This window comes from Luteibacter sp. HA06, assembly GCF_054061215.1.
The window spans coordinates 1,721,172-1,747,151 of record NZ_JBSSDZ010000001.1 but is presented as its reverse complement, the minus strand read 5'-3'; the positions used below and the strand labels follow the sequence as shown (position 1 = coordinate 1,747,151).

Here is a 25,980-nt window from a genome sequence, read left to right as displayed (position 1 = left end):
GCGGCAGCACGCAAACACCGAACGTCAGTGGATCGTGTCGGACATTTCCATCTTCCGCCACACGCTCTGCCCACCGGCTGACTTGTCCAGCGCTTCAATGCGCTTGGCATGCCGTGCGAGTTCTTCACTATCGGCGTGACGCACGAGCGGCCGGCGCTTGATCACGATGTCCTGCAGCACGCTGGTGCGACCCCGCTCGTCGTTCGCGTCGAACGCAAACTCGAGACCGCCCTGCCCCGTGGTCATTGCGATATAGACGTCCGCCAGCAGCTGCGCATCGAGCAGGCCGCCATGGACGTCGCGCTTGGTGTTATCGACGCTAAGACGTTTGCATAGCGCATCGAGGCTGTTGCGCTGGCCCGGATACATCTGGCGCGCCATCAGCAGCGTATCGAGCACCGTGGCGTAATCCGCAATCTGTCCGTAGTGCTCCCCTGCCCGCTTCAGCTCGGCATTGAGGAAGCCCACGTCGAACGCCGCGTTATGGATGATCAGCTCGGCGCCACGGATGAAATCGAGGAACTCGTCCACCTTCTCGATAAACAGCGGTTTATCGACGAGGTGTTCGTCCTTGATACCCGTGACCTTGCTCGCCTCTTCGTCGATGGCGCGCTGCGGGTTGAGGTAGGTATGGAAGTGACTGCCCGTGCGACGCCGCTCGATCATCTCGACCGCGCCGATTTCGACGAGGCGGTGGCCGAGGTGCGCTTCGAGGCCGGTGGTTTCGGTATCGAGGACGATCTGCCTCATGCCACTTTCCCCTTCGACTTATAAATGATGGCCTGGTCGCGCGCGGCGACGTCGACGCGCTCGTTCTCGACGTGACCGGCGTGACCCTTCACCCATTCCCAGGTGACGGTGTGCGCGGCGGCCGCGGCATCGAGACGGATCCACAGATCCTGGTTCTTCACCGGCTTCTTGTCGGCGGTTTTCCAGCCGTTGCGGCGCCACTTCGGCACCCACTCCTGCACGCCTTGCATGACGTACTTGGAGTCGGTCATGAGGTGCACATGGCAGCGGCGCGTCAGCGCTTCGAGGGCCGAGATCGCGCCCATCATTTCCATGCGGTTGTTGGTGGTGTCGGCTTCGCCGCCGGCAAGCATCTTCTCGATGCCCTTGGCTCTCAGCAGGGCCGCCCAGCCGCCGGGGCCGGGATTACCCAGGCAGGCGCCATCGGTGAAGACTTCTACGGTTTCGGTGGTGATTTCGGTCAAGGCAGGGACTCACGTGCGTTACGACGGGCGCCAGAAGCGAGCGTGCCGGGCATGGGAGCCTCGACCGCCGCCGTGCGGGGGCGCAAGGGTACCGCTGCCGGGCGCTTTTTGCGCGCTATAAGCATGTATCCGCCACCGACCATGGACTCGCCGATCGGCGAACCGCCCGCCCGGGGCCATGCGCTGCCTAGCCGGCGCGGCATGGATAGCTCGAAATCGTCGCGCACCAGGCGCTGGCTCCACCACCACGGCCACGTCAGGCGCGGGCGGGTGCCACGGGCCTGCCGGGCTACCCAGGGCGACCAGAATCCCACCGGATGTATGCCGGTGATGGCGAGCATGCCGCCGGGTGCGAGGACGCGAATCGCTTCGTCGAGGAGATTGTCCTGGCGGGCGGTGGTTTCCAGGGCGTGCCGGAGCAGCACTACCCCGAAGGCGTCGTCGGCGAATGGCAGGGCTTCCAGGCCACTCGCGCGGACATCGCCGCCCAGGTACGCCCCAGCGACCCGGACAGTCGCCCAGTGGCCCAGCAGGGGCAGTGCGGGCGGATCAGCCTGGAGAGACGCGGTGAGGTGCAGCCCGTGCTCCCCGGTGCAGCGTGTCAGCAGGGGCGAGAGCACGCGAGCCTCATCGGCCAGCAGCTTGCCGATCTGCGGCGTCGCATAGATGTCGGGGGCCAGGGTGGGCATGTGTGACCAGTGTAGTGATCTTGAATGGGGCCCGCACGGGTTAACGACCTCCTAACGAGTGGGATATACCCGGCTGATATAGTCCGGCCGCCCCGCCCAACTGGTTACGGAGTACTGCCCGATGCATTGGGTTCCCGTCGCGGCTCTGAGCGACAACTACATCTGGCTGGTCGCCGACGACGAAGGCAATGCTTTTGTCGTGGATCCCGGTGAAGCCGCCCCTGTCCAGGCCGCGCTCGACGAGCGAGGCTGGCGGCTGAAGGCGATCCTGCTCACCCACCACCATAACGACCACATCGGTGGCGTCTCGGACCTGGTCCGCGACCACGACGTGGAGGTGTACGCCACGGCGGATCCGCGCATCCAGCCGAAGAACCATTTTGTCGAAGATGGCGACGTCATCACCCTGGAATCGCCGGCGGCAACCTTCAAGGTCATCGCCGTCCCCGGCCACACCAGCTCGCACATCGCGTATTTCGGCGAAGGCTTCCTGTTCTGCGGCGACACCCTTTTCAGTGTCGGCTGCGGCCGCCTCTTCGAAGGCACGCCCGAGCAGATGCTGGCCTCGCTGGAGCGGTTCAACGATCTGCCGCCGGAGACCCTGGTCTGCTGCGCGCATGAATACACCGCGGCCAATATCCGTTTCGCGCTCAGCGTGGATCCGGACAACGGCCCCCTGCGCCTCCGTCGTGACGAGGTGGCGCGCCTGCGCGATGAAGGACGGCCCTCCGTGCCGAGCCGACTCGCGGATGAGTTCGCCACCAACCCCTTCCTGCGCGTGGACAGCGACGCTATTCGTCGCTGGGTCGAAGCCCAGGGCAAGGAATCCGCCACGCGGACGGAACGCTTCGCCGCGTTACGTCGGGCCAAGGACACATTCACCGCATGATGGCTCTCACCCGACGCATCCTTCCCGCGCTTATTCCGCTTGTACTGACGGCATGCGCCGCCGCGCCGCAACGACCTGTGCCTGTGTCGCTGACGCCCGCGCCCGCTGTTACCCCGGTACAGGATGTCTCGATGTCGCCGAAGCTCATGCGTCCGGCGACGGCGCCTGATTTCTGGTCGGGTATGCGCGACAGCTTCGCGATGCCGGGCTGCGAAGCCGGCCCCGAAGTGGTCGCCTGGGCACGCACCTATACGAAGATGCCGAACCGCTTCGAGCAGCAGGTCAATGAAGTGCTGCCGCTGATCGTCTACGCACACAAGTCGGCGATGCAACACAGTGTCGCGGGTGAGTTTGCGTTGTTGCCGTGGGTCGAGAGCCAGTATCGCCACGTTCCCGGCGTGAAGAACCGCCCGGCCGGCATGTGGCAGATCATGCCGCAGACGGCACACACGCTCGGCCTTCGCGTCGAGAAGAATTACGACGAGCGCATGGACATCACCAAGTCCACCGACTCCGTGATGAACATGATGCGCCGTTACTACGACGACCTCGGCGACTGGCGCCTGGTCGACGTTGCTTACAACGCCGGCGAATTCGGCCTGAAGAAGACCATCGACAAGCACGGCGGCCCCAGCGGCGAAGAAGGCCTGCCGGATGTCCCGATGAAAGCGAATACCAGGGAGCATCTGGTCAAGCTGATGGCGATTGCCTGCATCGTGCGAGATCCCGCCCGCTTCAACGTGCGGCTCCCTCGTCAGGACGGCGAAGAGGCGCTGCAGGTCGTGCAGGTGTCGAATCCGCAGTCGCTTGCCCAGGCGGCGAAGCAGTCGGGCCTGTCGATGAACGACCTGCGCGATTTCAATCCGGCGTATCGCACTACCAAGGGCACGGTGTCATCGTCGCTGCTGCTGCCGAAGACGGCGGCGGATCAGTACAACCTCGGACCGGTGGCTGCCGTGGTCGAAGACCCTTCGTTTGCTTCGTCGGACAAGGACGACGCTGTCGCCGATGCGCCTGTCGCGAAGAGTGGCAAGGCTGGCAAGAACGGTAAGGGCGCGAAGCTCTCGAAGGCGGAACTGGCCAAGGCGGCCAAGGCGGAGAAGGCTTCGAAGTCGCGCAAGACGGACGCTGTTGCGAGCACGTCGAAGTCCGGCAAGGGCAGCAAGCCCAGCGCGGCCCCCGCCGTCAACATCGTTTACAAGGTGAACGACGGCGAGTCGCTGTGGACGATCGCGCGCCGTCACCAGGTGAGCGTCGAGCAGCTCATGAAGTGGAACGATTTGCAGACGCAGGCCGTGAAGCCCGGCCAGGTGTTGCGCCTTACCGCGTCGCGCTGAGGCCATGGGCTTCCTGGCATCGCAAGCGAGTCCTGATCGTTGGCATTGCCAGCCGTCGCAGCATCGCCTGGGGTATTGCCGAGGCGATGCATCGTGAAGGTGCGGAGCTCGCGTTCACCTACCAGAACGAACGTCTGAAAGATCGTGTCGAGGAAGCGGCCGCGGAATTCGGTTCCAACCTCGTGCTCGAATGCGATGTCGGTATCGATGCGCATATCGACCGTGTGTTCGCCGAACTTGGCCAGCATTGGGACGGGCTCGATGTGCTGGTGCATTCGGTTGGGTTTGCGCCTCGCGAGGCGCTGCAAGGCGAGTTCCTCGACAACCTCACGCGCGAGAACTTCGCGGTGGCGCACGACATTTCCAGTTACAGCCTTGCCGCCCTGGCAAAGGCGGCTCGCCCACTGATGACCGGTCGCGGCGGCGCCATCCTCACGCTGAGTTATCTCGGCGCCGAGCGCGCCCTGCCCAACTACAACGTGATGGGCCTGGCCAAGGCCAGCCTCGAAGCGAATGTGCGTTATCTCGCCTACAACCTCGGGCCGGAAGGAACGCGCGTGAATGCGATTTCCGCAGGACCGATCAAGACACTCGCGGCGTCAGGCGTTGGCAACTTCCGGCGGATTCTCGAGCAGGTCGACAACGTTGCACCCTTGCGGCGCGGCGTGACACAGGAAGAAGTCGGCAATGTCGCCGCCTTCCTGTGTTCGGACCTGGCATCCGGCGTGACCGGCGAGGTCACGTACGTCGACGCAGGCTTCAACATCGTCGGACTGATGTAACCCCGCTATCAGTGAGACCCGCTCTCTGCGGAAGAGCCGCTCTCTGTGGGAGCCGCTTCAGCGGCGATGGGTGCTCGCGACCCCGTCAGGGATCGCCGATAAATCGGCCCCTACCGGGCGAGAGCATCGCCGCTGAAGCGGCTCCCACAACAGCATCAAATTACATTTCTACGACGTTCCAGCGGACGTCCGGGCTCACGTCGGCCGCGTAGTCGACATCCTTCCGGTCGAAGCCGAACAGCTTGATGAAGTCGTGCTTGTAGCCGGCGTAGTCCGTATCGGTCCACAGGTTCTCCGTGGTCACCGTCGGCCACAGCGCCTTGCACTCGTCCTGCACGTCGTCACGCAGCTCCCAATCGTCCAGGCGCAGGCGACCTTCCGCATCGACTTCCGGCGCCTTGCCGTCCGCGCGGTAGAGACGCTCATGGAACAGACGGTTGATCTGCTCGATCGTACCCTCGTGAATGCCCTTCGCCTTCATGATCTTGAACACCATGGACACGTAGAGCGGAATCACGGGAATGGCCGAACTGGCCTGGGTGACGACCGACTTCATCACACCAACGTAGGCGCGCAGGCCCTTGTACTTCGCGCCGAGTTCTTTCGCGGTGCGATCCAGGTGCTGCTTGGCCTTGCCCAGAGTGCCGTCCCAGTAGATGGGCCAGGTGATCGACGTACCGACGTAGCTATACGCCACCGTCGTAGCGTGATCCGCGAGCACGCCAGCATTGGTAAGGGCTTCGATCCACAGTGCCCAGTCCTCACCGCCCATGACGGTTACGGTGTCCTGGATCTCCTGATCCGTCGCCGGGTCGACCGATGCCTGGATCACGGCATCCTTGTTTGTGTCGACGGACGAGGCAGTGAACGTCTCACCGATCGTCTTCAGCGCGGAGCGAACGACGGTATCGGTCCCCGGCAGCTTGCGCACGGGCGAGGCAAGCGAATAGACGACGAGGTCGATCTTCCCGCCCATGTCGGCCTTGATGATCTCGATGGCTTTCGCGCGGGTCTCGTTGGAGAACGCATCGCCGTTGATCGAGCGGCTGTAGAGGCCAGCCTCTCCAGCGAGCTTGTCGAACGCGGCGGAGTTATACCAGCCGGCCGTGCCCGTCTTCGTTTCGCTCGACGGCTTCTCGAAGAACACACCCAGCGTCGCGGCACCCTGGCCGAAGGCGGCCGTGATGCGCGAGGCAAGGCCGTAGCCGGTGGAGGCACCAATCACGAGCACGCGCTTCGGGCCATCGGCAAAGCTGCCGCTGGCCTTGGTGATGGCGATTTGCTCTTCCACATTCTTCTCGCAGCCGACCGGGTGGGCGGTGGTGCAGATGAAGCCACGAACCTTGGGGGTAATGATCACGGGTTGTCCCTTTGACGCAGTAAGGCGCCCATTGTAATCGTCCCGACGCACCATGCGCTTCCGCACGGACGGCAGACAAAAAAAGGCCCCTCGGAAGGGGCCTTTCGACGAAGCGACGAATGCTTCGCAGCGTTACATACGATCCTGCGCGATCTTGATCTCACCGCGAGCCTTCAGCGCGTCGATGTATTCGATCGTCGCGGCCTTGGCCATGGCGTCGGTCATCTGGCCACGGAGGCCGTCGCGGTCGGCCTTGGCAACCTTCGAAAGATCGCCATCGGCGACCTTGTCCACGGCGACCACGGCATAGGTGCCGCCGCCGGTCTGCACGACCGACCAGCTCGCCTTGCCGTCGACGGGGTGCGGGAGGGTGAAGGCGCGCTGCAGGATGGGCTGCGGGACGTCCTTCGTCGCGGCGAGCTTGCTCCGCTCGAGGGCGGTTACGGTACGGACAGGCGCCTTGGCGAGCGCTGCGATATCGCCACCCTTGGCCAGCTGTGCGACGAGTTCATCGGCCTGCTTCTTCGCCATCGCGTCGACGCGCTCGTCGAGGATGCGCTGGCGGACCACGTCACGCACGTCGGCCAGGTTCTTCGGAGCGGCGGCGGCATGCTTGGAAAGATGCATGACGACGGCATCGCCCTTGTCGACCTGGACCAGCGACGAGTTGTTGCCCTGGTTGAGCACGTCGTCCGCGAACGCAGCGGCCTTGAACTTCGGATCGGCGGTGAGACCTTCGCCACCCTCGCGACCGAACATCGGCGTGGTGCGGATCTCGACACCGAGTTCCTTGGCGGCGGCGTCGAGCGAGCCCGGATTGCGCTCGGCAAGGTCGGCCAGCTGACCGGCGCGCTCGTTATAGAGACGCTCGCCCTCGCCCTTCGCCCAATCGGCGGCGAGCTGCGCACGCACGTCGGCAAACGGCTTGGCGTCACCCTCGCGGGCATCGCGCACCCAGATGATGTGATAGCCCTCTTCCGGCGAAAGCACCGGTTCCTTCGAGATCTCGCCCTTCTTCATGCTGAAAAGCGCGGTATCGAAGGCGGCATTGGCTACGCCCTTTTCCAGCCAGCCGAGGTCACCACCCGTGCGCTTGGAACCCAGATCTTCGGAGTTCTCGGCGGCGAGTTTGGCGAAGTTTTCCGGCGTGGCTTCAGCGGCGATCTTCTTCGCTTTCTCGAGTGCGGCCTTCTGCTGGTCAGGCGTGGCGTTCTTGGGTACGTCGATCAGGATATGCGACACCTGACGCTGTTCCGGCTGCGCATAGCGCTGCTTGAACTTGTCGTAGAACTCGTGGAGCTGGGCGTCGGTCGGCTCGCCGATCTTGAGGTCCGCCTGCTTCACTTCGAGGTACTGCACCGAGACCTGCTCGGGCGTGGTGTAGTCGGCGAGATGCGACTTGTAGAACGCGTCGATATCGGTGTCGGCCACGTTGGCATCCGTCAGCGACGGACGCGGCAGCTCGACGAAACGCAGGTCGCGCTGCTGGAGCTGAAGGCGGAAGAACGCATCGACATCCGCATCGCTGACCAGGGTGGTCGTGTAGATCGCCTGCGGGATGATCTGGTTGCCGAGGTCGCCACGGACCTTGGCTTCGTACATTGCCGGGCTCATGCCCTGCATGGAAAGAATGGCTTTGTACGCGTCCGGGCTGAACTGCCCGTTCACCGCGAAGCCGGGGTCGGAGCCGATGGTCTCGCGCACGCTGGCGTCGGCCACCTGGAGGCCGAGATCCGTATTGGCCTTCTCAAGAAGCGCGCGACCGATCATGCCGTCGAGCACCTGCTGCTTGAGCTCGGGTTTCTCGAGGTCGGCAACGGTGAACGGGGAATTCGGATTGGCGGCGATCTGCTGGCGCAGTTCGTTCATCCTGTTTTGCCAGTCCTGCTGCGAGATCTCGTGGTCACCCACTTTCGCGACGTAGGTGTCGACACGCGATACGAAGTACGACTCGATGCCGAAGAAGGCAACGGCGAACACCGAAACGCCGAGGACGATGGCCGCGGGCCAACCGTGGATCTTGTTACGCAGGGCTTGCAGCATGATGCGACTCGCACAGGTGGCGTCGGCAAATCCTTACCGACGGTAGATAAAACAAAGGCGCCACACGGGCGCCTTTGCAGATTGGCGGAGTGGACGGGACTCGAACCCGCGACCTCCGGCGTGACAGGCCAGCATTCTAACCGACTGAACTACCACTCCACTTCCCGTGGTGGGTGCTGAGGGGATCGAACCCCCGACCAGCGCCGTGTAAAGGCGACGCTCTACCGCTGAGCTAAGCACCCGCTACGGCAAGACTACTTAGTTTACGTGATCCTTGAGCGCCTTGCCAGCCGTGAAGGCCGGAACCTTGGACGCCGGGATCTTGATCTCTTCGTTCGTGCGCGGGTTGCGACCGGTGCGGGCAGCACGGCTGCGCAGCTTGAAGGTACCGAAGCCGACGAGGGCGACGTCTTCACCCTTCTTGAGGGTGTCCTTCACTGCCTCGATCAGGCCTTCGAGCGCCTTGCCAGCGTCAGCCTTCGACAGTTCAGCCTTTTCAGCAATGGCGGCGATCAGGTCGGTTTTATTCATTACGTGACTCCCTTTCAAAGGTAATTCGAATCGCCGGACAGCGATCCTGTACGAGAAGACGGTAGATCTTCGAACGCGAGCTTTCGGCACCGTTCGACGAGCCGCGATACGTGGCGCCCTTGCGGCGCGGACGATTGCGGAGCCGCCTTTATACCAGTGCCCTCCCCCCATCGCAATACGAGCAATACCAACGCTTTCAGCGCGTATGCATCCTTCACGGAGGCTTGCATGGGGAGAGAAAAACGATTATCGCGAACCAACAATGACAGGACGGCGAAAACGAAAAGGGTGCACTTGCGTGCACCCTTGTTCGTCATGTGGAGCGATGGGCGTGAATCAGTGCGTGAGCGACGGCGGTGCCTTGCCCTTGCCCTTCCCCGCCTTCGGCTCTTCGAGGGGCACCTCGACCGCCTCACCACCGTCTCCGGCTTTCTTTGGTGACGGCGGACGCTCGAGGGCGAGGTTCAGCACCTCGTCGATCCACTTCACCGGATGGATGGCCAGCGAGCTGGTGATGTTTTCCGGCAGGTCGATCAGGTCCTTCTTGTTCTCGTCCGGAATGATCACCGTGGTGATGCCGCCACGATGCGCCGCCAGCAACTTCTCCTTCAGGCCACCGATCGGCAGCACACGACCGCGAAGGGTAATCTCGCCGGTCATGGCAACCTCGGAACGTACCGGCACCTTGGTCAGCGCCGAGACGAGCGCGGTGCACATAGCGATACCGGCACTGGGACCGTCCTTCGGTGTTGCGCCTTCAGGCACATGGATATGGATGTCGAGCGACTGGTGGAATTCGGGGTCGATACCCAGCGATTCCGCCCGGGCGCGAACGACACTGAGCGCGGCCTGGATCGATTCCTTCATCACGTCGCCGAGCTGACCCGTCTGGAGGAGACGACCCTTGCCCGGAACCACCGAGGCCTCGATGCTGAGCAGATCACCGCCGACCTGGGTCCATGCCAGACCGGTGACCAGACCCACTTCGTTCTGCAGTTCCGCACGACCGAAGTCGAAGCGGCGCACGCCGAGGAAGTGGTCGAGGTTCTCACCATCCACACGCACCTGGTCCGGCGCGAGCACCTTGCCCTTGACGGCCTTCGCGGCGGTCTTCTTCACCTTGGCCTTGGCCTTCGCCGGCACGGTACCCAGCGCGATTTCCTTGACGACCTTGCGGCAGATCTTGGAGATCTCGCGCTCGAGGTTACGCACGCCGGATTCACGCGTGTAGTAACGCACGATGTCACGCAGCGCATCTTCGCCGACGGTAAGCTCTTCAGCCTTGAGACCGTTCGCTTTCAGCTGCTTGGGCACCAGGTACTTCAGCGCGATGTTGAGCTTCTCGTCCTCGGTGTAACCCGGGATACGGATGACTTCCATGCGGTCGAGCAGCGGACCCGGAATGTTGAGCGAGTTCGCGGTAGCGATCCACATCACTTCCGAGAGGTCGAGATCGACTTCAAGGTAGTGGTCATTGAACGCGTTGTTCTGTTCCGGATCGAGCACTTCGAGCAGGGCCGACGACGGATCGCCACGGAAGTCCATCGACATCTTGTCGATTTCGTCCAGGACGAAGAGCGGGTTCTTCGTGCCGACCTTGTTGAGGTTCTGGACGATACGGCCGGGCATCGAACCGATGTAGGTACGACGATGACCACGAATCTCAGCCTCGTCGCGCACGCCACCCAGGCTCATGCGGACGAACTTGCGATTGGTCGCCTTGGCGATCGACTGGCCGAGCGAAGTCTTGCCCACGCCGGGCGGACCGACGAGGCAGAGGATCGGACCCTTCATCGTGTTCACGCGCTGCTGCACAGCGAGGTACTCGAGGATGCGCTCCTTGACCTTCTCCAGACCGAAGTGGTCAGCGTCGAGGGTCTCCTGCGCGAGAGCGAGGTCTTTGCGGACCTTGCTGCGCTTCTTCCACGGCACGCCCACCACCCAGTCGAGGTAGTTGCGGACCACGGTGGCCTCGGCGGACATCGGCGACATCTGCTTGAGCTTGTTGAATTCGTTACGCGCTTTCGCGAGCACGGCCTTGGGCATACCGGCAGCGTCGATCTTCTTCTGAAGTTCTTCGATTTCGTTCGCGCCCTCTTCGCCCTCACCCAGCTCCTTCTGGATGGCCTTCATCTGCTCGTTGAGGTAGTACTCGCGCTGGCTCTTTTCCATCTGCGACTTGACGCGGCCGCGGATGCGTTTCTCAACCTGCTGCAGGTCCATCTCGCCGTCGACGAGGCCGATGAGCAACTCGAGCCGCTGACCGACATCGGCGGCCTCGAGCACGCGCTGCTTGTCGCCCATGCGGACGGAAAGATGCGCGGCGATCGAGTCGGCCAGGCGCGACGGATCGTCGATGCCCGAGAGCGTCGCGAGGATTTCCGGCGGGAGCTTGCGGCTCTGCTTGACCAGCTGCTCGAACAACGAGACGAGCGAGCGCGACACGACGTCGAGTTCGCGTTCGTTGCTGCTGTAGATGGGCTCGATGACGCGGGCCTTGCCGCTCATCATGCCGGCTTCGTCTTCGAAGGCATCGATCTGTACGCGCGACTGTCCTTCGACGAGCACCTTGACGGTGCCATCGGGCAGCTTCAGCAGCTGCAGGACGCCGGCGAGCGTACCGACCGAGTGCAGGTCGCCGATCGACGGATCGTCGATATCGGGGCTCTTCTGGGCGACGAGCAGGATCTGTCGTTCGCCTTCCATCGCCCGCTCCAGCGCGCGCATGGACTTGTCGCGACCCACGAACAGCGGAATAACCATGTGCGGGTAGACGACGACGTCACGCAGGGGCAGGACCGGCAACAGGTCCAGCTCGGATCCGCTCGTGGTTTGGCTGCGATTCTTCGCCATGTGCTTGGGGTTTCCCTCAGAGAATTTGGGGTTCGCCCCGACACTGCGCCGGAGCCGCCATACACGTCAAGTGGTGGTTCGCAGCGGGACGATCAAGAGCCGCCACCCCAAAGAAAAACGGCCCCGGCGTGCTGGACGCCGGGGCCGCGATTGCTTTCTTACGTAACGATCAGGCTGCGTCGCCGCCCTCACCCGCGATCCGCTGCTGCTGCAGGTTCCCACGGTAGATGAGATACGGCTCGGCCTGGCCGTCGATCACGGCGTCGTCGACCACGACCTTGCTGACATGTTCCAGCGAGGGCAGTTCGAACATCGTGTCGAGCAGCACCTGTTCGAGAATGGTACGCAGTCCGCGGGCGCCGGTCTTGCGCTTGAGCGCGCGACGGGCGATGGCGGCCAGGGCCTCCGGGCGGAATTCCAGCTCGGCGCCTTCCATGTCGAACAGCTTCTTGAACTGCTTGGTGACCGCGTTCTTCGGCTCGGTGAGAATCTGCACCAGGGCAGCTTCATCGAGTTCGTCGAGCGTGGCAACCACCGGCAGACGGCCGACAAACTCGGGAATCAGACCGAAACGGACGAGATCCGCCGGTTCGACGTCCGAAAGCTGCTTGCCGACGTTCTCCGTACGTTCTTTCGAACGGATCTCGGCGCCGAAGCCGATGCCCGTGGTCTCGGAACGCTGCTGGATGACTTTCTCCAGACCCGAGAACGCACCGCCGCAGATAAACAGGATATTGCGCGTGTCTACCTGCAGGAATTCCTGCTGGGGATGCTTGCGGCCACCCTGCGGCGGCACCGAGGCGAGCGTGCCCTCGATGAGCTTGAGGAGAGCCTGCTGCACGCCTTCGCCGGACACGTCACGGGTGATCGACGGGTTCTCGCTCTTACGCGAGATCTTGTCGATTTCGTCGATGTAGACGATGCCGTTCTGCGCTTTCTCGACGTCGTAGTCGCACTTCTGCAGAAGCTTCTGGATGATGTTTTCTACGTCCTCACCGACATAACCCGCCTCGGTGAGAGTCGTGGCATCGGCGATCGTGAACGGCACATTGAGCAGGCGCGCCAGCGTTTCGGCCAGCAGCGTCTTACCCGAACCGGTCGGACCGATCAGGAGGATGTTGGATTTGCCAAGCTCGACTTCGTCGTTCTTCTGGCGCGATTCAATGCGCTTGTAGTGGTTGTAGACCGCGACGGACAACGCCTTCTTGGCGCGCGTCTGGCCAACCACGTACTGGTCGAGGGCTTCCATGATTTCGCGGGGCTTCGGAAGTTGGGTACGGCCGGAGGCCGCCTTCTCTTCCAGTTCCTCGCGGATGATGTCGTTGCACAGCTCAACGCATTCGTCGCAGATGAACACGCTGGGGCCGGCGATCAGCTTGCGCACTTCATGCTGGCTCTTGCCGCAGAAGGAGCAGTAAAGAATCTTGCCGCCGTCGTTGGAACGGCTCTGCCGCTCGTCGCTCATGCTTTGGGCCCTACTGAGAATCCAGGTACGCTTTGAGAATAGCACAGCACTTCGCCCCTGGAATCAGGGACGAAGTGCCGGTTTTCACAAGCGAAAACGTTCAAATCAAGCTGAACGGACGGTATCGACCGTGCGCTTTTCGGGGATCGAGTCGATCAGGCCATAGGCCTGGGCCTCGGCCCCGCTCATGAAGCGGTCGCGCTCGGTGTCCCGGGCGATCTCGTCGACCGTCTTGCCGCTGTGGTGGGCAAGGATGGCGTTGAGACGCTCACGCATGGTCAGGATTTCACGGGCGTGAATCTCAATGTCCGTGGCCTGACCCGAGATGCCGCCAGCCCAGGGCTGGTGGATCATGATGCGCGAATGCGGCAGCGAGTAACGCTTGCCCGCCGCACCAGCAGCCAGCAGCAGGGCGCCCATCGAGGCGGCCTGGCCGATGCACATGGTGCTGACGTCCGGCTTCACGAACTGCATCGTGTCGTAGATCGCCATGCCGGCCGTGACCGAACCGCCCGGGCTGTTGATGTACAGGTTGATGTCCTTGTCCGGGTTCTCCGATTCAAGGAACAGCAGCTGGGCGACGATCACATTGGCCATGTAATCGTCGACCGGCCCCACGGCGAAGATGATGCGCTCTTTGAGGAGACGCGAATAAATATCGTACGAACGCTCACCGCGTGAGGTCTGTTCGACGACGATGGGCACCAGGTTGAGGTTCTGGATCGGAGCCATGGACATGCGGTCTCTCCTTCGTGTGGGGCCCGGCTGTTGCAAGTGATCGATGCGATTAGGCACCGATCGGTCGCATCACCTCGTCGAAGCTCAGTTCCTGGTCGGTGGATTTGGCGTTATCCGCCACCCACTCGGCCACCTGATCTTCCATAACGCGGTTCTGCAGTCCCGACATCAGTTGGGGATCGCCGTTATACAGTTCAATGACCTTCTCCGGTTCTTCATAGGTCGAAGCGATCGCGGAAAGCATTTCCGCCATACGCTTGCGATCGATCCGGATCTCATTCTTGCGTGCGATTTCACCCATCAGCAGCGCGGCGAGCACGCGCTTGCGGGCGAACGGCGTGGCCTCGGCGACCATCTGCGGGCTCGGCTCCTGGCCGCGCGGCAGGTTGCCGGCGGCGAGGCTGCGGGCCTCGGCATCGGCCATGAGGTCGGGTACGTCCATGTCCGGGTAGGCGTCGGCCAGCTTTTCGGCGACTTCCGACTTGAGGCGGGCCATCACGGTTGCCTTGAGCTCGCGCTCGAGGTTGGCGCGGACTTCCTTGCGGAAGGTTTCGATATCGCCATCGGCAACGCCGAACAGCTGCACGAACTCGGCATCGACGGCCGGGAGGTTCGGCGCCTGCACCTTGATGATCTTGAAGGTGACCTTGGCGGTCTTGCCGGCGAGATCCGGGTTACGGAAATCTTCCGGGAAGGCGACGTCCTGGACCAGGTCTTCGTCGGCCGAACGGCCCGTCAGGGCTTCATCGAGCGCCTTGAACAGGGTGCCGGAGCCGAGGACGCTGCCAGCGCGCTCCAGGCCTTCCGCCGGGAAACGGTAGTCACCGGCTTCAGCGGCGTATTCGAACATGACGAAATCGCCGTCCTGGGAGGCGCGGGCCACTTCGTCGAAGCTACGGCGCTGCGTGCGCAGGGTTTCGATCATCTTGTCGATGTCCGAATCCTTCACTTCCGCCTTAGGACGCGCGATTTCGAGCGCCGCGACGTCGATCACCGGGAACTCCGGCATGATCTCGAAGGTGGCGGTGTAGGCGATCTCACCGTTCTCGGGGTTGCCGGTGGTGTCCACCGCCGGGTTGGCGATCGGCTGGAGCTTTTCCTGCTCGACAGCCTGGCGCAGCGTGGAGCCGATCAGCTCGGACAGCGCCTCGCCACGGACCTGCGCGCCAAAGCGCTGCTTGATCACGTTGGTGGGAACCTTGCCGGGGCGGAAGCCCTTCAAACGCACCGTGCGACCCATCTCCGCGATGCGCTGGCTGACCTGCGACTCGAGGCGCTCAGCCGGGAACTTCACCGTGAGCTTGCGCCCGAGCTTGCCAACATTCTCAACCGAAACCTGCATGACCTCTCCTGAAACCACCACGAGTCGTGGCGCGATGGGGTGAAAAACCCCGCAAATGACTGCCCATTCTACGTTTTGCCCCTCTGCCCCCGCAACAGGCGTCAGGCGGGCGTCCAACGCCTCGGGCCACCACCATCCGCCGCCAGCGTATCCCCCGGATTGGCCAGGGCGCACGCGGTCAGCGAAAGGCATCCGCAGCCGATGCATTCGGTCAGTTTGTCCTTCAGGTTCACCAGCTGGTTGATCCGGTCATCGAGCTCCTCTTGCCACGCCGCCGACATGCTCGCCCACTCCTCGCGACTGGGCGTTCGTTCGTCCGGCAGGGCCGAAAAGGCCCGCCGCACGGCCTCCAGCGGGATGCCGACCCGCTGGGCGACCCGGATCACCGCGATACGCCGAAGCACGTCGCTGGCATAGCGCCGCTGGTTTCCGGCCGTTCGCAGGCTGCGGATCAGCCCTTTTCGTTCATAAAAATGCAGTGCCGAGACCGCCACACCAGCGCGTTTCGCCGCGTCACCCACGCTCAATTCCCGCATCGCTTGACCTCAACCAAAGTTGAGGTCCCATCCTGCGCGTCCCGGTCAGCGCACGCAAGCGTGCGAAACTCCCTCCCCCCCAAGGAAGAAAAAATGGCGAATCCCCGCGCCGAGGGCATCCTCTCCCCCACCTATCGCGCCGCCACGATCGGCATGGTCGCGCTGATCTCCCTGCTCGCCTTCGAGGCGCTGGCGGTGACCACCGCCATGCCCACTGTCGCCCGTGAGCTGGACGGCCTTCGCGTTTATGCCCTTGCCTTCGGCGGCCTCCTCGCGACCAGCGTCATCGGCATGGCTCTCTCGGGCCGGTGGAGCGACCGAAAGGGGCCCGCCCCTGCCGTGTGGACGGGCCTGGTCGGCTTCGTCGCCGGCCTGCTGATCGCCGGCTTCGCACACAACATGCCTACGCTGATCATTGGCCGACTCGTACAGGGCCTCGGAGCGGGCTGCCTGTCGCCTGCCCTCTACGTGATCGTTGCTCGCTTGTATCCGGACCACCTGAGGCCGAAGGTCTTCGCCTCGTTTTCCGCAGGATGGGTCGTACCCGCCCTGATCGGCCCCGCGATCAGCGGCGCGATCGTCGAGCACTTCGGTTGGCGCTGGGTGTTCCTTGCGGTGCCCCTGCTTGCCCTGCCCGCCGCCGCGGCGCTTCGTGGCGCACTGCGCACCCTCGCCCCGCCCACGCACATCCAGGAAGAGAAGCCCGGCCGTATGGTGAATGCCATCGGTGCATCCGTCGGTACGTGCCTGCTGTTCGTCGCCGGGCAGGAACAGGGGTGGCTCGCCGTCGCCCTCTTCGTACCGGCTGTCGCGCTGCTCATCGGATGTGGACGCCGGCTGCTTCCTGTGGGGACGTTACGCGCGGCGCGCGGGCTTCCGGCTGTCATCGCGCTACGTGGTGTCGCTGCCTCCGCCTTCTTCGGCGCCGAAGCCTTCCTGCCACTCGTGTTCTCGCAGCAACATGGTCTGTCGCCGACATGGTCTGGCCTCGCGATCAGCGTCGGCGCCATTGGGTGGTTTTCGGGCTCTTGGTACCAGGGCCACTACGCGACCATTTCGCGACAAGCCCTGCTTACGCGTGGCACGGCGCTTATGGTGATCGGTGTCATCACAGCATCGCTCGCCACGTTTCCATGGATGCCGGTGTATGCCGCTGTACTCGGTTGGCTCTTGACCGGCCTCGGCATGGGCATGCTCTACGGCACTGTCGCCGTTCTCGCACTTTCCATGTCGGGTGAGCACGAGCAAGGCAGCAACAGTTCGGCGCTGCAGCTTTGCGAATCGATGATGGTGGCGACGACGCTGGCGATCGGCGGCACGTTGTTCGCCGCGTTGTTGAATGTTTCGCATACGGCAGCGTTTGCGGCGAACTTTGCGATCACGGTGGTGTTGGCTTTGCTGGGGACGGTCGTTGCCCGGCGGACGCACGTGCGCGCCTGACGAACTGACGAAGACGACGGCTCGATCTTACCTGCAGAAGCTCTCTTCGCTGAAGGCGCGAAGGACGCAACTCGACGCTAATGAAAGCACCCATGAATGGAGTGATTTTCATGCACCTCGAGGAACCAGACCTGATCTGCGCGCAAGCCTTCAAGGCCATGGCAGAGACCACGAAAGCCGAGGCCGAAACAAAAAAAATTGAGGCCGAAACTACGAAAATTCTGCAAGAACACCGGTACTACCCGAAGGTGACCATCGGAGCATTCCTGGTCGGTGCTGTAGGGGCAGCCGTCGCAATCATCAAGCTATGGCGCCAGGAGTGAACGCCGAGATGACCATCCAGCTTCATGCCCCTCGCATTCTCATGACGCGAGCGAACAAGACGGTTACGCTCCAGCCCGCCCAATGAGTCCACGCCAAGGAGACAATCCCATGACTTCCAGAGAAAGTGAGCTGTTCCGAACCGCAATGATCCATGCATTGGAAGATCAGGCAGCACGCAGGTTAAAACATAAAGAGCTGGAGGCAGAGAACGCGAAAATCGCAGCCGAAGGACGCATCTACTTCAGAACGATCCAGTGCGTCATGTTGATCTGCGCCGTTGCGGGAGGCGCGGCATTCGTCGTCACTATGATCCAGTTGATGCTCGCGTAAGGGCGAATCTGCATAACGCTAAGCGCCAGCCAGAGATCAAGACGCGATCAACGTCACTCGCCTCTTCGCGCCCGGGCCAAGAAGAAAATAGAACGCCGGGACGAGGTAGAAGATCAGGCAATGGCCGGACCAGATACGGACCTGCCATTCCAGATAATCCCGGTATTCTCCCTCACTGAGAGCGTGCGAGACGCCTGACGCATAGGCGATAGCCTTTCCATCGGTGACATACACTTTTTCGCCATGACCGACTAAGCCCCAGGCGAAGTTGAGGGCAACGTAGACGGCGCACGCGCCGATCGCAAAACGCACCCACGTGGACATGCCGGCGACGATTCGCGAATTCGATACGCTGCCGACTCGGCCATCGCTCGCGTCACGGATCATGGACATGCACACAAGCGCCGCGCCGGCAAAGAGGGCGAAGGAAAGCGGACACCCAGGCCACGCATCCGCCGGGACCGGCAGGTGAAGAACACTGCGCAGATGGACAAATAGCGCGGTGCATAAGCCGGCCAATGCCGCAACGCCTGTGAGTTTCGACCACCAGAGTCTCGCGGCAGTTCGCGGCGTTGAATTCAAAACGACCACCCTGTCGGGACGCTGGTTGGTGCGAGAGGCGGGACTCGAACCCGCACGGTTTTACCCGTCAGAACCTAAATCTGGTGCGTCTACCAATTCCGCCACTCTCGCTCGCGGGGCCATTCTAGGTCTCACGCCGGCTCAGGTCCATCGTCTGGCATGACCGAAGAGGTTTGAGAGACGGCCGCGTAGGCTACGAATTGTCTTGTAGGCCTATTTTCAGAATAAGCGTATGTAAACGGATCGCAAGGGAACCGATCCTGAGCCTACCCATCAAGGAGGCAAACCCATGCGATATCTCTCCGCGCTCTGCGCACTTGCACTGCCGGCTCTAGCAACCGCACAAGTCACTCAACAAAGCGTCACCAACTCGCCCGAGGGCGAGAAACGCGTTGTCCGGCAGGTCATGATCAAGGATGAGCTAGGAAGAAACACGCTCGTCGAGCAGCATCTCATCGAACTGGAAAACGGCGACTACATCTACCTGCACGGATCTCAGCCGAGTGCGACGCAGGATCTGGACGCACGCATGTGTGCCAGCTTCGGCATGACAGTGTCCAAGGGTGCCATTGTGAGAATCAGCCCCGAAACTCTGGGTGCGGGCTCGTGCCATCGCGAGACCCCCTTTGAACCCGGCGCAGGCCTGGAGCCTGCTGTTCGCGCACCCTACTTGCAGGCGACGGCCCCCGGAAATTATGTCGTCCCGGCGAATCAGAACTCCGTCCACCGAGGCACATCGACATACCGCCTCGATGCGGCCGGAACGATCAGCAGCGATCTCATCGTGGACAATCGCTGCCGGGGCTCCGCCAGCGACCCTACGCCCGGCGCGATATCTGGCTTTAGCGAGGTCTATGTCTCTTGCTTCATGCCTCGCCCAGGCACGGCGCCCACTCGCATGTCCACCTGCGGCGGAGGCCAGTGCGCTAGCGACGCGAACTCGTTCAGCGTCTTCTGATCGCGGGGACGATCAGCTTCCGTCGACGAGCTCTGAACTCTCGCGATCCTCGTCGCCGCCGGCAACGTCTGAGACGTCTTCCTCAGGCGCTGCCGGCGCCATAGAACCACGCTCAGCCCGCCCTCCCGACTTCACCCGCGTCTCCGCACCGACATGCGGCCGGATCAACAGGCCGGAGCCCGGACGGCCATCTCGTCGCGGCGTTCTCGGCTTGCCAGGTTTGCCGGTATCCATCGCTGCACCCGCGGGAAAAGTGAGGGCAAAAAGAAAAGGCGCTTAGGTTTCCCTAAGCGCCTTCCAAAATGGTGGGCCGTGTAAGATTCGAACTTACGACCAATTGATTAAGAGTCAACTGCTCTACCAACTGAGCTAACGGCCCATTTTGAAACACATCGCACGTTGTAAGTGGGGTGGACGATGGGACTCGAACCCACGACATCCGGAATCACAATCCGGTACTCTAACCAGCTGAGCTACGCCCACCATAAAACACCATCTGGCGCGCCCGACAGGAATCGAACCTGCAACCGTCGGCTTAGAAGGCCGATGCTCTATCCGGTTGAGCTACAGGCGCAGGCACTGTACGTAGAACGCCAACTGGTCGGGGCAGAGGGATTCGAACCCCCGACATCCAGCTCCCAAAGCTGGCGCTCTACCAGACTGAGCTATACCCCGAAACTTAAAGTATCCACCGACAACCTGGTGAAGCCTTCAAATGTTACGGGTCAAGCTCGAGCCCGTCAATCCGTATGAACACACCACACTTTCAACCGCTTTTTAAAGATGGTGCGCCCGGAGAGATTCGAACTCCCGACCACCAAGTTCGTAGCCTGGTACTCTATCCAACTGAGCTACGGGCGCACACTTTAAACCTTTGACTCGTTGCCTGCCGCTGTGAAGCGTTGGCGCCGTGTCGAGAAGCGGAATTATTCAGATATCGAGCGTGGGCGTCAACACTTTTCTGAAAGTTTTTTTCTCGAATTGGTAACAAGTGGGTAATCAGGCGTGTTGTTGGGTAACGGGCGACGTGTTCGCTAGTACCCGATCGCCGCTGAAGCGGCTCCCACATCAGCATTGCCGATGAATCGGCTCCTGCATGAGCATCGCCGCTGAAGCGGCTCCCACAGGACCCCACAGGAGCAGGGCTTTCTGGACCGGCAATGAAGAAGGGCGGCCAGTGGCCGCCCTTCTCTTCTTACAGCTGTGTGGCGGGCTTGCCGACCTTATCCGGTGCTGACCCAGCGTCGCCACGCGGGGGCGGCGGAGGCGGCGAACCAGGCTTGGTCCAGTCGATCGGCGGGCCGGGCTCGCGACCATTCATGATGTCGTCGATCTGGCGCGCGTCGATCGTCTCGTACTGCAGCAGGGTCTCGGCCATGATGTGCAGCTTGTCGATGTTCGTCGTCAGTAGCTCCTTGCTGCGCGCGTAAGCGCGGTCAAGGATGGTGCGCACCACTTCGTCGATCTTGCGTGCGGTCTCGTTGGAGACGCTCTTGTGCTGCGTCACGGAGCGACCGATGAAGACCTCGTCTTCTTCTTCGCCGTACGTGACCGGACCGAGTTCGTCGGACAGGCCCCACTTCGTGGCCATGTTGCGGGCCATCTTGGTGGCGCGCTCGATGTCGTTGGACGCACCGGTGGTGACCTTGTCATGACCGAAGATCAGCTCCTCCGCCACGCGGCCGCCGTACAGCGAGCAGAGCTGCGATTCGATCGCCACCTTGTTCATGCTGTAACGATCGCCTTCCGGCAGGTACATGGTGACGCCCAGCGCGCGACCGCGCGGGATGATCGTGACCTTGTAGACCGGATCGTGCTCGGGAACCAGGCGACCGATGATCGCGTGGCCCGCCTCGTGATAAGCAGTGAGCTTCTTTTCTTCGTCGTTCATGGCCATGGAGCGACGCTCCGCACCCATGAGGATCTTGTCGCGTGCGCGGTCCAGGTGGCTCATGCGCACTTCGCGGGCGTTTTCGCGTGCCGCAAACAGCGCCGCCTCGTTGACGAGGTTGGCGAGATCCGCACCCGAGAAGCCCGGCGTACCACGCGCGATGACCATCGGCTCGACATCGGCCGCGGTAGGCACCTTCCGCATGTGCACCTTGAGGATCTGATCACGACCCTTGACGTCCGGCAGGCCGACGACGACCTGACGATCGAAGCGACCCGGACGCAGCAGGGCCGGGTCAAGGACGTCGGGACGGTTGGTGGCGGCGATGACGATGATGCCCTCGGTGCCCTCGAAGCCGTCCATTTCGACCAGCAGCTGGTTCAGCGTCTGCTCGCGCTCGTCGTGACCGCCGCCCATGCCGGCGCCACGATGGCGGCCGACGGCGTCGATTTCGTCGATGAAGATGATGCAGGGAGCGTGCTTCTTGGCCTGCTCGAACATGTCGCGCACGCGGCTTGCGCCGACGCCGACGAACATCTCGACGAAGTCAGAGCCGGAGATGGAGAAGAACGGCACCTTGGCTTCGCCGGCAATCGCCTTGGCGAGCAGCGTCTTACCGGTACCCGGAGGGCCGACCATCAATACGCCGCGAGGAATCTTGCCGCCGAGCTTCTGGAACTTGCCCGGGTCACGCAGGAATTCGACGAGCTCGCCGACTTCTTCCTTTGCTTCATCGCAACCGGCAACGTCGGTGAAGTTGACCTTTACCTGGTCCTCGCCCTGAAGCTTGGCGCGCGAGCGGCCAAAGCTCATGGCGCCACGACCACCCGAGCCTGCCTGCATCTGGCGCATGAACCAGATCAGCACGGCGACGAAGATGATGATGGGCAGCCAGTTGAACAGCAGGCCCAGGAGCGAGAAGCCGTTGTCGGCCGGCTCCTGGCGGAGCTCGACGCCCTTGTCGCGCATCTGCTTGACGAGGTCGCTGCTGGACATGCCGACCATGGGAACGACGGTGCGGTACGCGCCGCCATCCTTCAGCTTGCCGGTGATCGTCGGCGGGGCCGTGGAGGTGATCGTGCCGCTCGCAACGTTCCCGTTATCGATGTTCTGCGCGAACGTCGTGTAGGACATGTCCTGCGACGAACCGCCATGGGGGTTGAAGGTCTGGAACACGGTTAGTAGGACCACCGCGATGACCAGCCAGAGCAACAGATTTTTTGCCATCTCATTCATGCGGTGTTCTCGCCAGGTTACCGGGACGCCGACTTGAGGCCGGTCGCCAGTGCATAGACCTCTGCCGAACGTGCGCGGGAGGCTTTCGGTTTACGCATCGTCACGCGACTGAAGTCAGCGCGCAAGCTCTTAAGGTATTCGTCGAACCCCACGCCCTGGAACAGCTTTACCAGGAACGACCCGCCAGGTTTGAGCCAGTCGAGACTGAACTGCCGGGCGAGGTCGCAAAGGTCCATGGCACGGATCTGATCGGCCAGTGCCACACCGGACATATTGGGGGCCATGTCCGACAGGACAAGATCGACCTTCTGGCCACCGAGCATGGCTTCGAGCTCGCGAAGCACGGATTCTTCGCGGAAATCGCCCTGCATGAACTCCACGCCGGCCAGGCTGGCCATGGGCAGGATGTCCATGGCGATAACCTTGCCGGTGTCACCCAGGCGGCGGCGGGCCAGCTGGGACCACCCGCCGGGGGCGGCGCCAAGGTCGACAATGGTCATGCCCGGCTTGATCAGGCGATCGCGCTCGATCAGCTCCTCGAGCTTGTAGATGGCCCGGGAGCGCGCACCTTCGGCCTGAGCCCTTTTGACGTAAGGATCGTCGAAGTGCTCTTTCAGCCACTGGGAGCTGGTCTTGCTGCGTGCCATGGCTTTCGACCAGAGTCTTAATAAGGAGCAGGCCTTGCATGATACCCTTTGACGCCTGTCAGCCGCACATCGAACCTGAACGCAATGTCGCTTTCCCCTACACAGTCCCGCTATCTCCGCAGCATGGCCCACGATCTCAAGCCGGTCGTCCTGCTCGGTAACAAGGGCGCGACCGAGGCCGTGGCCAAGGAACTCGCCCAGGCCCTGGATATCCATGAGCTGGTCAAGGTCAAGCTCTCCGGAGGCGACAAGGACGAGCGCCAGGCCCAGATCGACTTCCTGACCAGCCAGACCGGCTCCGAAAAGGTCCAGGAAATCGGCCATATCGTCGTCCTGTTCCGCCGGAACGAGCAGGACCCGAAGCTCGCCCTGCCCCGGTAACCGGCCATGGACCTCTCGTTCGAGCACCCTGGCGAGTACCTCTTCGTGCGCCGGGTGGGCGCGGACACGGTCACCATCGTCGACCGCGACTTCCACAAGAGCCTCCTGCTGACGCCTGAAAAGGTGGTCGAGGACTGGCCGGTGACGGACGCAAAGCAGCTCACGCTGGCCGATGTGGCTCTCATCGCCGACCTCAAGCCTGAACTGGTCCTCATCGGCACCGGTGAACGCCAGGTATTCCCGCCAGCCGAAGTCATGGCGGGTTTCCTGCGCCAGGGCATCGGCGTCGAAGCCATGACCAACGGTTCGGCCGCTCGCACCTATAGCCTCCTGGCTGGCGAGGGCCGCAAGGTCCTGGCCGCCTTCATCCTTCCCCAGGGATAAGCCTGCGATGCGCATCCTCGTTCTCGGTGCCGGTGGCACCGGCGGTTACTTCGGCGGCCGCTTGAGCGAAGGCGGCGTTGACGTCACTTTCCTGGTCCGGCCGGAACGGGCGGCGGCGCTGGATGCGACCGGCCTGGTGATCAGGAGCCCGTTCGGTGACGCCACCCTTGCCGTCAGACACGTCACGGCCGACACCGTCGCGGGCGCGGGCGCTTTCGACCTCGTGCTGCTCTCCTGCAAAGCCTACGACCTGCATTCGGCCATCGAGGCGATCGATCCCGCCGTCGGTGAGAACACCGCGATCCTGCCGATCCTTAACGGACTGGCGCACTACCCGATCCTCGACAAGCGTTTCGGGCCGGATCGCATCATTGGCGGCATGTGCGTCATCAGTGCGGCCAAGGGCCCCGCCGGTGAAATTCTGCACTTCGGCAACGGGGCGTCGGTGACGTTCGGTGAACGGGACGGTGCCGCGCACGACGACCGATGCGCCGCCATCGCAGAAGCGTTCGCAAAAGCGAAGGTCGACCATACGCACTCGGCGGACATCGAGCGCGACCTATGGGCGAAGTTCTCATTCCTTGCCACCCTCGCGGGTGCGACATGCCTGTTCCGCGCCAGCGTGGGCGACATCGTCGCGACGAACGACGGCCGGCAGCTTACCGAGCAGATGTATGAGGAATGCCTGGCAGTGGCCCGCGCTTCCGGTCACGCCGTACCGGACAACGCTCGCGCGTTTGCCTGGAAAACCCTGACGCAGGAAGGCTCCCCGCTTACCGCCTCCATGCTGCGCGACCTGGAATCTGGTCAGCGGATCGAAGCCGATCATATCGTCGGGGACATGCTTCGCCGCGCGCGGGATGCCGGGATCATGGCGCCGATGCTCGAGGTGGCCTTCGCGCATCTGCAAGCGTTCGAAGCTCGCAGCAAACGCTGAGAAGCGGCCCGAGCTAGGCAAGCGACCTGCGAGGAGCCGCTGCCGCGCAGCGGGCTTGTCTGCCATTCGCCGATGAATCGGCCCCTACATGTCTTTATTTTGCCGGCAGGTACTGCAGGGGGTCGACGGGGTTGCCGTCGCGGCGGATCTGGAACTGGAGTTCGTCGCGGGTCGCGCCACTCGAGCCCATTTCGGCCACGGTCTGGCCTGCCTTCACCTTCTCGCCTTCCTTGACCAGTCGCTTGCGGTTGTGACCGTAGGCCGAGAGGAAGCTGTCGCTGTGCTTGATGATGACCAGCTCGCCATAACCGACCAGGCCGTTGCCGCTGTAGACGACGACGCCGTCGGCGGCTGAGCGCACGGGATCTCCGGCCTTGCCGCCGATCTCGATGCCGGGGATGGCGTCGGACGACGAGAATTTCTTCAGCATGGTGCCATCGGCAGGCCAGCGCCAGGCGATACCGCCGGCGCTACGCGAAGCCCCGCTGGTAACGATCGGCGTGGCGGCCGACGGGTTCTCCACCGGCGCGGGCGCCGGTGCCGGAGTGACGGAGTTCGGTGTACCAGGCGGTGGCACCGCAACCGGGACGGGCACGACGGATTCCGCGGGCTTGCCGGCGACAACCACGGGCGTATTCGTCGTGGTTGCCGGCGCCGGCACGGCGGGTGGCGCCACGTCAGCGTCGGTCACGCTCTGGAAAGCCGGTTGAGCGGGCTGGGCTGGTGGCGCGGCGTGTGGCGCGGCTCCGCCGGGGGGCGGCGCTGCCACGATGACCGGAGCAGCGGTATGCGAGGGTGCCGGCTTGTTGTCATGGCCCGGCGGCGAGAGACGCAGATCCTGACCGGGCCAGATGGTGTACGGCGAAGCGATGCCGTTCCAGCCCGCGAGATCGCGGAAGTCCACCTTGTTCCGGAAGGCAATGCTGTAGAGCGTGTCGCCCTTCATGACCCGGTAGCTGCCTCCGGGCGGTGCCGGGGGAGGCGTCGCCGTGTGCGACGGCGTATAGCTACCCGGGCTGCGGGTGACGACGACGGAACTACGCGTGACATCGCAGCCGGCCAGGACCACGGCAGCCGACAGCACGCCAGCC

The 25,980-nt window shown here is 63.0% G+C and carries 25 protein-coding genes and 8 tRNA genes; 10 read left to right on the top strand and 23 right to left on the bottom strand.

All coding sequences use genetic code 11. From position 1 onward, the window contains the following. Nucleotides 1-24 precede the first annotated feature (24 nt). From dnaQ to ACVWWJ_RS07900, 3 genes are read right to left on the bottom strand one after another with little or no spacing between them, the layout of a single operon-like run. Nucleotides 25-750, bottom strand: coding sequence for a DNA polymerase III subunit epsilon (dnaQ, locus tag ACVWWJ_RS07910; protein ID WP_159895727.1), 726 nt, complete (start codon nt 748-750; stop codon nt 25-27). Further along, on the bottom strand, nt 747-1,214 hold the full coding sequence (rnhA, locus tag ACVWWJ_RS07905) for a ribonuclease HI (RefSeq protein ID WP_456967320.1): 468 nt from the start codon (nt 1,212-1,214) through the stop codon (nt 747-749). The genes dnaQ and rnhA overlap by 4 nt, the downstream gene beginning before the upstream one ends. Then, entirely contained in the window at nt 1,211-1,903 is a 693-nt protein-coding gene (locus ACVWWJ_RS07900; protein WP_456967319.1) for a methyltransferase domain-containing protein, read from the bottom strand. The genes rnhA and ACVWWJ_RS07900 overlap by 4 nt, the downstream gene beginning before the upstream one ends. A 121-nt stretch (nt 1,904-2,024) precedes the next feature. On the opposite strand from ACVWWJ_RS07900, the gene gloB reads away from it, so the two are divergent. From gloB to ACVWWJ_RS07885, 3 genes are read left to right on the top strand one after another with little or no spacing between them, the layout of a single operon-like run. Beyond that, a complete protein-coding gene (gene gloB, locus ACVWWJ_RS07895; protein ID WP_159897029.1) occupies nt 2,025-2,792 on the top strand; it encodes a hydroxyacylglutathione hydrolase in 768 nt (255 codons plus the stop codon). Next, complete coding sequence (locus ACVWWJ_RS07890) at nt 2,789-4,129, top strand: transglycosylase SLT domain-containing protein (protein ID WP_456967318.1); 1,341 nt, start codon at nt 2,789-2,791, stop codon at nt 4,127-4,129. Before gloB ends, ACVWWJ_RS07890 begins: the two co-directional genes overlap by 4 nt. Next, nucleotides 4,063-4,911 carry an enoyl-ACP reductase FabI gene (locus tag ACVWWJ_RS07885; protein WP_456967317.1) on the top strand — a complete coding sequence of 283 codons (849 nt, stop codon included), beginning with the start codon at nt 4,063-4,065 and terminating at the stop codon, nt 4,909-4,911. The genes ACVWWJ_RS07890 and ACVWWJ_RS07885 overlap by 67 nt, the downstream gene beginning before the upstream one ends. A gap of 160 nt (nt 4,912-5,071) precedes the next feature. Here ACVWWJ_RS07885 and fabV read toward each other — a convergent pair whose 3' ends face one another. The 10 genes from fabV to soxR form a co-directional block, all read right to left on the bottom strand. Next, complete coding sequence (gene fabV / locus ACVWWJ_RS07880; protein ID WP_456967316.1) at nt 5,072-6,271, bottom strand: enoyl-ACP reductase FabV; 1,200 nt, start codon at nt 6,269-6,271, stop codon at nt 5,072-5,074. A 132-nt stretch (nt 6,272-6,403) separates the two neighbouring features. After that, on the bottom strand, nt 6,404-8,314 hold the full coding sequence (locus tag ACVWWJ_RS07875) for a SurA N-terminal domain-containing protein (RefSeq protein WP_456967315.1): 1,911 nt from the start codon (nt 8,312-8,314) through the stop codon (nt 6,404-6,406). 82 nt (nt 8,315-8,396) lie between these two features. Then, nucleotides 8,397-8,473 (bottom strand) — tRNA-Asp (locus ACVWWJ_RS07870). An 8-nt stretch (nt 8,474-8,481) separates the two neighbouring features. Further along, nucleotides 8,482-8,556: transfer RNA gene (locus ACVWWJ_RS07865), tRNA-Val, on the bottom strand. Between the two features lie 16 nt (nt 8,557-8,572). Next, complete coding sequence (locus ACVWWJ_RS07860; protein WP_036112061.1) at nt 8,573-8,845, bottom strand: HU family DNA-binding protein; 273 nt, start codon at nt 8,843-8,845, stop codon at nt 8,573-8,575. Nucleotides 8,846-9,181: 336 nt separating this feature from the next. Beyond that, a complete protein-coding gene (lon, locus tag ACVWWJ_RS07855) occupies nt 9,182-11,698 on the bottom strand; it encodes an endopeptidase La (RefSeq protein ID WP_456967314.1) in 2,517 nt (838 codons plus the stop codon). A 169-nt stretch (nt 11,699-11,867) separates the two neighbouring features. Then, nucleotides 11,868-13,163, bottom strand: a complete 1,296-nt coding sequence (gene clpX / locus ACVWWJ_RS07850; RefSeq protein WP_159890492.1) for an ATP-dependent Clp protease ATP-binding subunit ClpX — start codon at nt 13,161-13,163, stop codon at nt 11,868-11,870. 105 nt (nt 13,164-13,268) lie between these two features. After that, nucleotides 13,269-13,895, bottom strand: coding sequence for an ATP-dependent Clp endopeptidase proteolytic subunit ClpP (clpP, locus tag ACVWWJ_RS07845; RefSeq protein ID WP_107914007.1), 627 nt, complete (start codon nt 13,893-13,895; stop codon nt 13,269-13,271). Between the two features lie 55 nt (nt 13,896-13,950). Then, nucleotides 13,951-15,243: a trigger factor gene (gene tig / locus ACVWWJ_RS07840; protein ID WP_159890490.1), complete on the bottom strand. Its 1,293-nt coding sequence runs from the start codon at nt 15,241-15,243 to the stop codon at nt 13,951-13,953. A 101-nt stretch (nt 15,244-15,344) separates the two neighbouring features. Next, the gene (gene soxR, locus ACVWWJ_RS07835) at nt 15,345-15,779 is read right to left on the bottom strand and encodes a redox-sensitive transcriptional activator SoxR (protein ID WP_159890488.1); all 435 of its coding nucleotides are present in this window, start codon (nt 15,777-15,779) and stop codon (nt 15,345-15,347) included. Nucleotides 15,780-15,872: 93 nt separating this feature from the next. Between soxR and ACVWWJ_RS07830 the strand changes: the two genes are divergently transcribed. The 3 genes from ACVWWJ_RS07830 to ACVWWJ_RS07820 all read left to right on the top strand — a co-directional run bounded on the left by ACVWWJ_RS07830 (nt 15,873) and on the right by ACVWWJ_RS07820 (nt 17,873). Continuing rightward, complete coding sequence (locus ACVWWJ_RS07830) at nt 15,873-17,219, top strand: MFS transporter (protein WP_456967313.1); 1,347 nt, start codon at nt 15,873-15,875, stop codon at nt 17,217-17,219. 92 nt (nt 17,220-17,311) lie between these two features. Further along, nucleotides 17,312-17,542, top strand: a complete 231-nt coding sequence (locus tag ACVWWJ_RS07825) for a hypothetical protein (RefSeq protein ID WP_456967312.1) — start codon at nt 17,312-17,314, stop codon at nt 17,540-17,542. A gap of 109 nt (nt 17,543-17,651) precedes the next feature. Further along, complete coding sequence (locus ACVWWJ_RS07820) at nt 17,652-17,873, top strand: hypothetical protein (protein WP_456967311.1); 222 nt, start codon at nt 17,652-17,654, stop codon at nt 17,871-17,873. Nucleotides 17,874-17,909: 36 nt separating this feature from the next. On the opposite strand, the gene ACVWWJ_RS07815 is transcribed toward ACVWWJ_RS07820, so the two are convergent. Both ACVWWJ_RS07815 and ACVWWJ_RS07810 read right to left on the bottom strand, forming a co-directional pair. Beyond that, entirely contained in the window at nt 17,910-18,266 is a 357-nt protein-coding gene (locus ACVWWJ_RS07815; RefSeq protein ID WP_456967310.1) for a hypothetical protein, read from the bottom strand. Nucleotides 18,267-18,481: 215 nt separating this feature from the next. Next, nucleotides 18,482-18,566: transfer RNA gene (locus ACVWWJ_RS07810), tRNA-Leu, on the bottom strand. Between the two features lie 178 nt (nt 18,567-18,744). On the opposite strand from ACVWWJ_RS07810, the gene ACVWWJ_RS07805 reads away from it, so the two are divergent. Continuing rightward, nucleotides 18,745-19,413 (top strand): hypothetical protein, encoded by a 669-nt coding sequence (locus ACVWWJ_RS07805; protein WP_456967309.1) that lies wholly within the window; start codon nt 18,745-18,747, stop codon nt 19,411-19,413. 303 nt (nt 19,414-19,716) lie between these two features. Here ACVWWJ_RS07805 and ACVWWJ_RS07800 read toward each other — a convergent pair. The 7 genes from ACVWWJ_RS07800 to rlmE all read right to left on the bottom strand — a co-directional run bounded on the left by ACVWWJ_RS07800 (nt 19,717) and on the right by rlmE (nt 23,187). Further along, a tRNA-Lys gene (locus ACVWWJ_RS07800) sits at nt 19,717-19,792 on the bottom strand. Nucleotides 19,793-19,819: 27 nt separating this feature from the next. After that, nucleotides 19,820-19,896: transfer RNA gene (locus ACVWWJ_RS07795), tRNA-His, on the bottom strand. Nucleotides 19,897-19,910: 14 nt separating this feature from the next. Next, nucleotides 19,911-19,987: transfer RNA gene (locus ACVWWJ_RS07790), tRNA-Arg, on the bottom strand. Nucleotides 19,988-20,011: 24 nt separating this feature from the next. After that, nucleotides 20,012-20,088: transfer RNA gene (locus ACVWWJ_RS07785), tRNA-Pro, on the bottom strand. 109 nt (nt 20,089-20,197) lie between these two features. Beyond that, a tRNA-Arg gene (locus ACVWWJ_RS07780) sits at nt 20,198-20,274 on the bottom strand. A 334-nt stretch (nt 20,275-20,608) separates the two neighbouring features. Further along, on the bottom strand, nt 20,609-22,540 hold the full coding sequence (gene ftsH / locus ACVWWJ_RS07775) for an ATP-dependent zinc metalloprotease FtsH (RefSeq protein ID WP_456967308.1): 1,932 nt from the start codon (nt 22,538-22,540) through the stop codon (nt 20,609-20,611). 17 nt (nt 22,541-22,557) lie between these two features. Next, complete coding sequence (gene rlmE / locus ACVWWJ_RS07770) at nt 22,558-23,187, bottom strand: 23S rRNA (uridine(2552)-2'-O)-methyltransferase RlmE (protein WP_159890482.1); 630 nt, start codon at nt 23,185-23,187, stop codon at nt 22,558-22,560. A gap of 84 nt (nt 23,188-23,271) precedes the next feature. Here rlmE and yhbY point away from each other — a divergent pair, with 84 nt between their 5' ends. The 3 genes from yhbY to panE are packed head-to-tail and all read left to right on the top strand — an operon-like array spanning nt 23,272 to nt 24,889. Beyond that, nucleotides 23,272-23,568, top strand: coding sequence for a ribosome assembly RNA-binding protein YhbY (gene yhbY / locus ACVWWJ_RS07765; RefSeq protein WP_046968793.1), 297 nt, complete (start codon nt 23,272-23,274; stop codon nt 23,566-23,568). Nucleotides 23,569-23,574: 6 nt separating this feature from the next. Continuing rightward, nucleotides 23,575-23,952 carry an Mth938-like domain-containing protein gene (locus ACVWWJ_RS07760; protein ID WP_456967307.1) on the top strand — a complete coding sequence of 126 codons (378 nt, stop codon included), beginning with the start codon at nt 23,575-23,577 and terminating at the stop codon, nt 23,950-23,952. Between the two features lie 7 nt (nt 23,953-23,959). Continuing rightward, nucleotides 23,960-24,889: a 2-dehydropantoate 2-reductase gene (gene panE, locus ACVWWJ_RS07755; protein WP_456967306.1), complete on the top strand. Its 930-nt coding sequence runs from the start codon at nt 23,960-23,962 to the stop codon at nt 24,887-24,889. A 94-nt stretch (nt 24,890-24,983) separates the two neighbouring features. Here panE and ACVWWJ_RS07750 read toward each other — a convergent pair whose 3' ends face one another. After that, nucleotides 24,984-25,835 carry a peptidoglycan DD-metalloendopeptidase family protein gene (locus ACVWWJ_RS07750; protein ID WP_456969679.1) on the bottom strand — a complete coding sequence of 284 codons (852 nt, stop codon included), beginning with the start codon at nt 25,833-25,835 and terminating at the stop codon, nt 24,984-24,986. Nucleotides 25,836-25,980 lie beyond the last annotated feature (145 nt).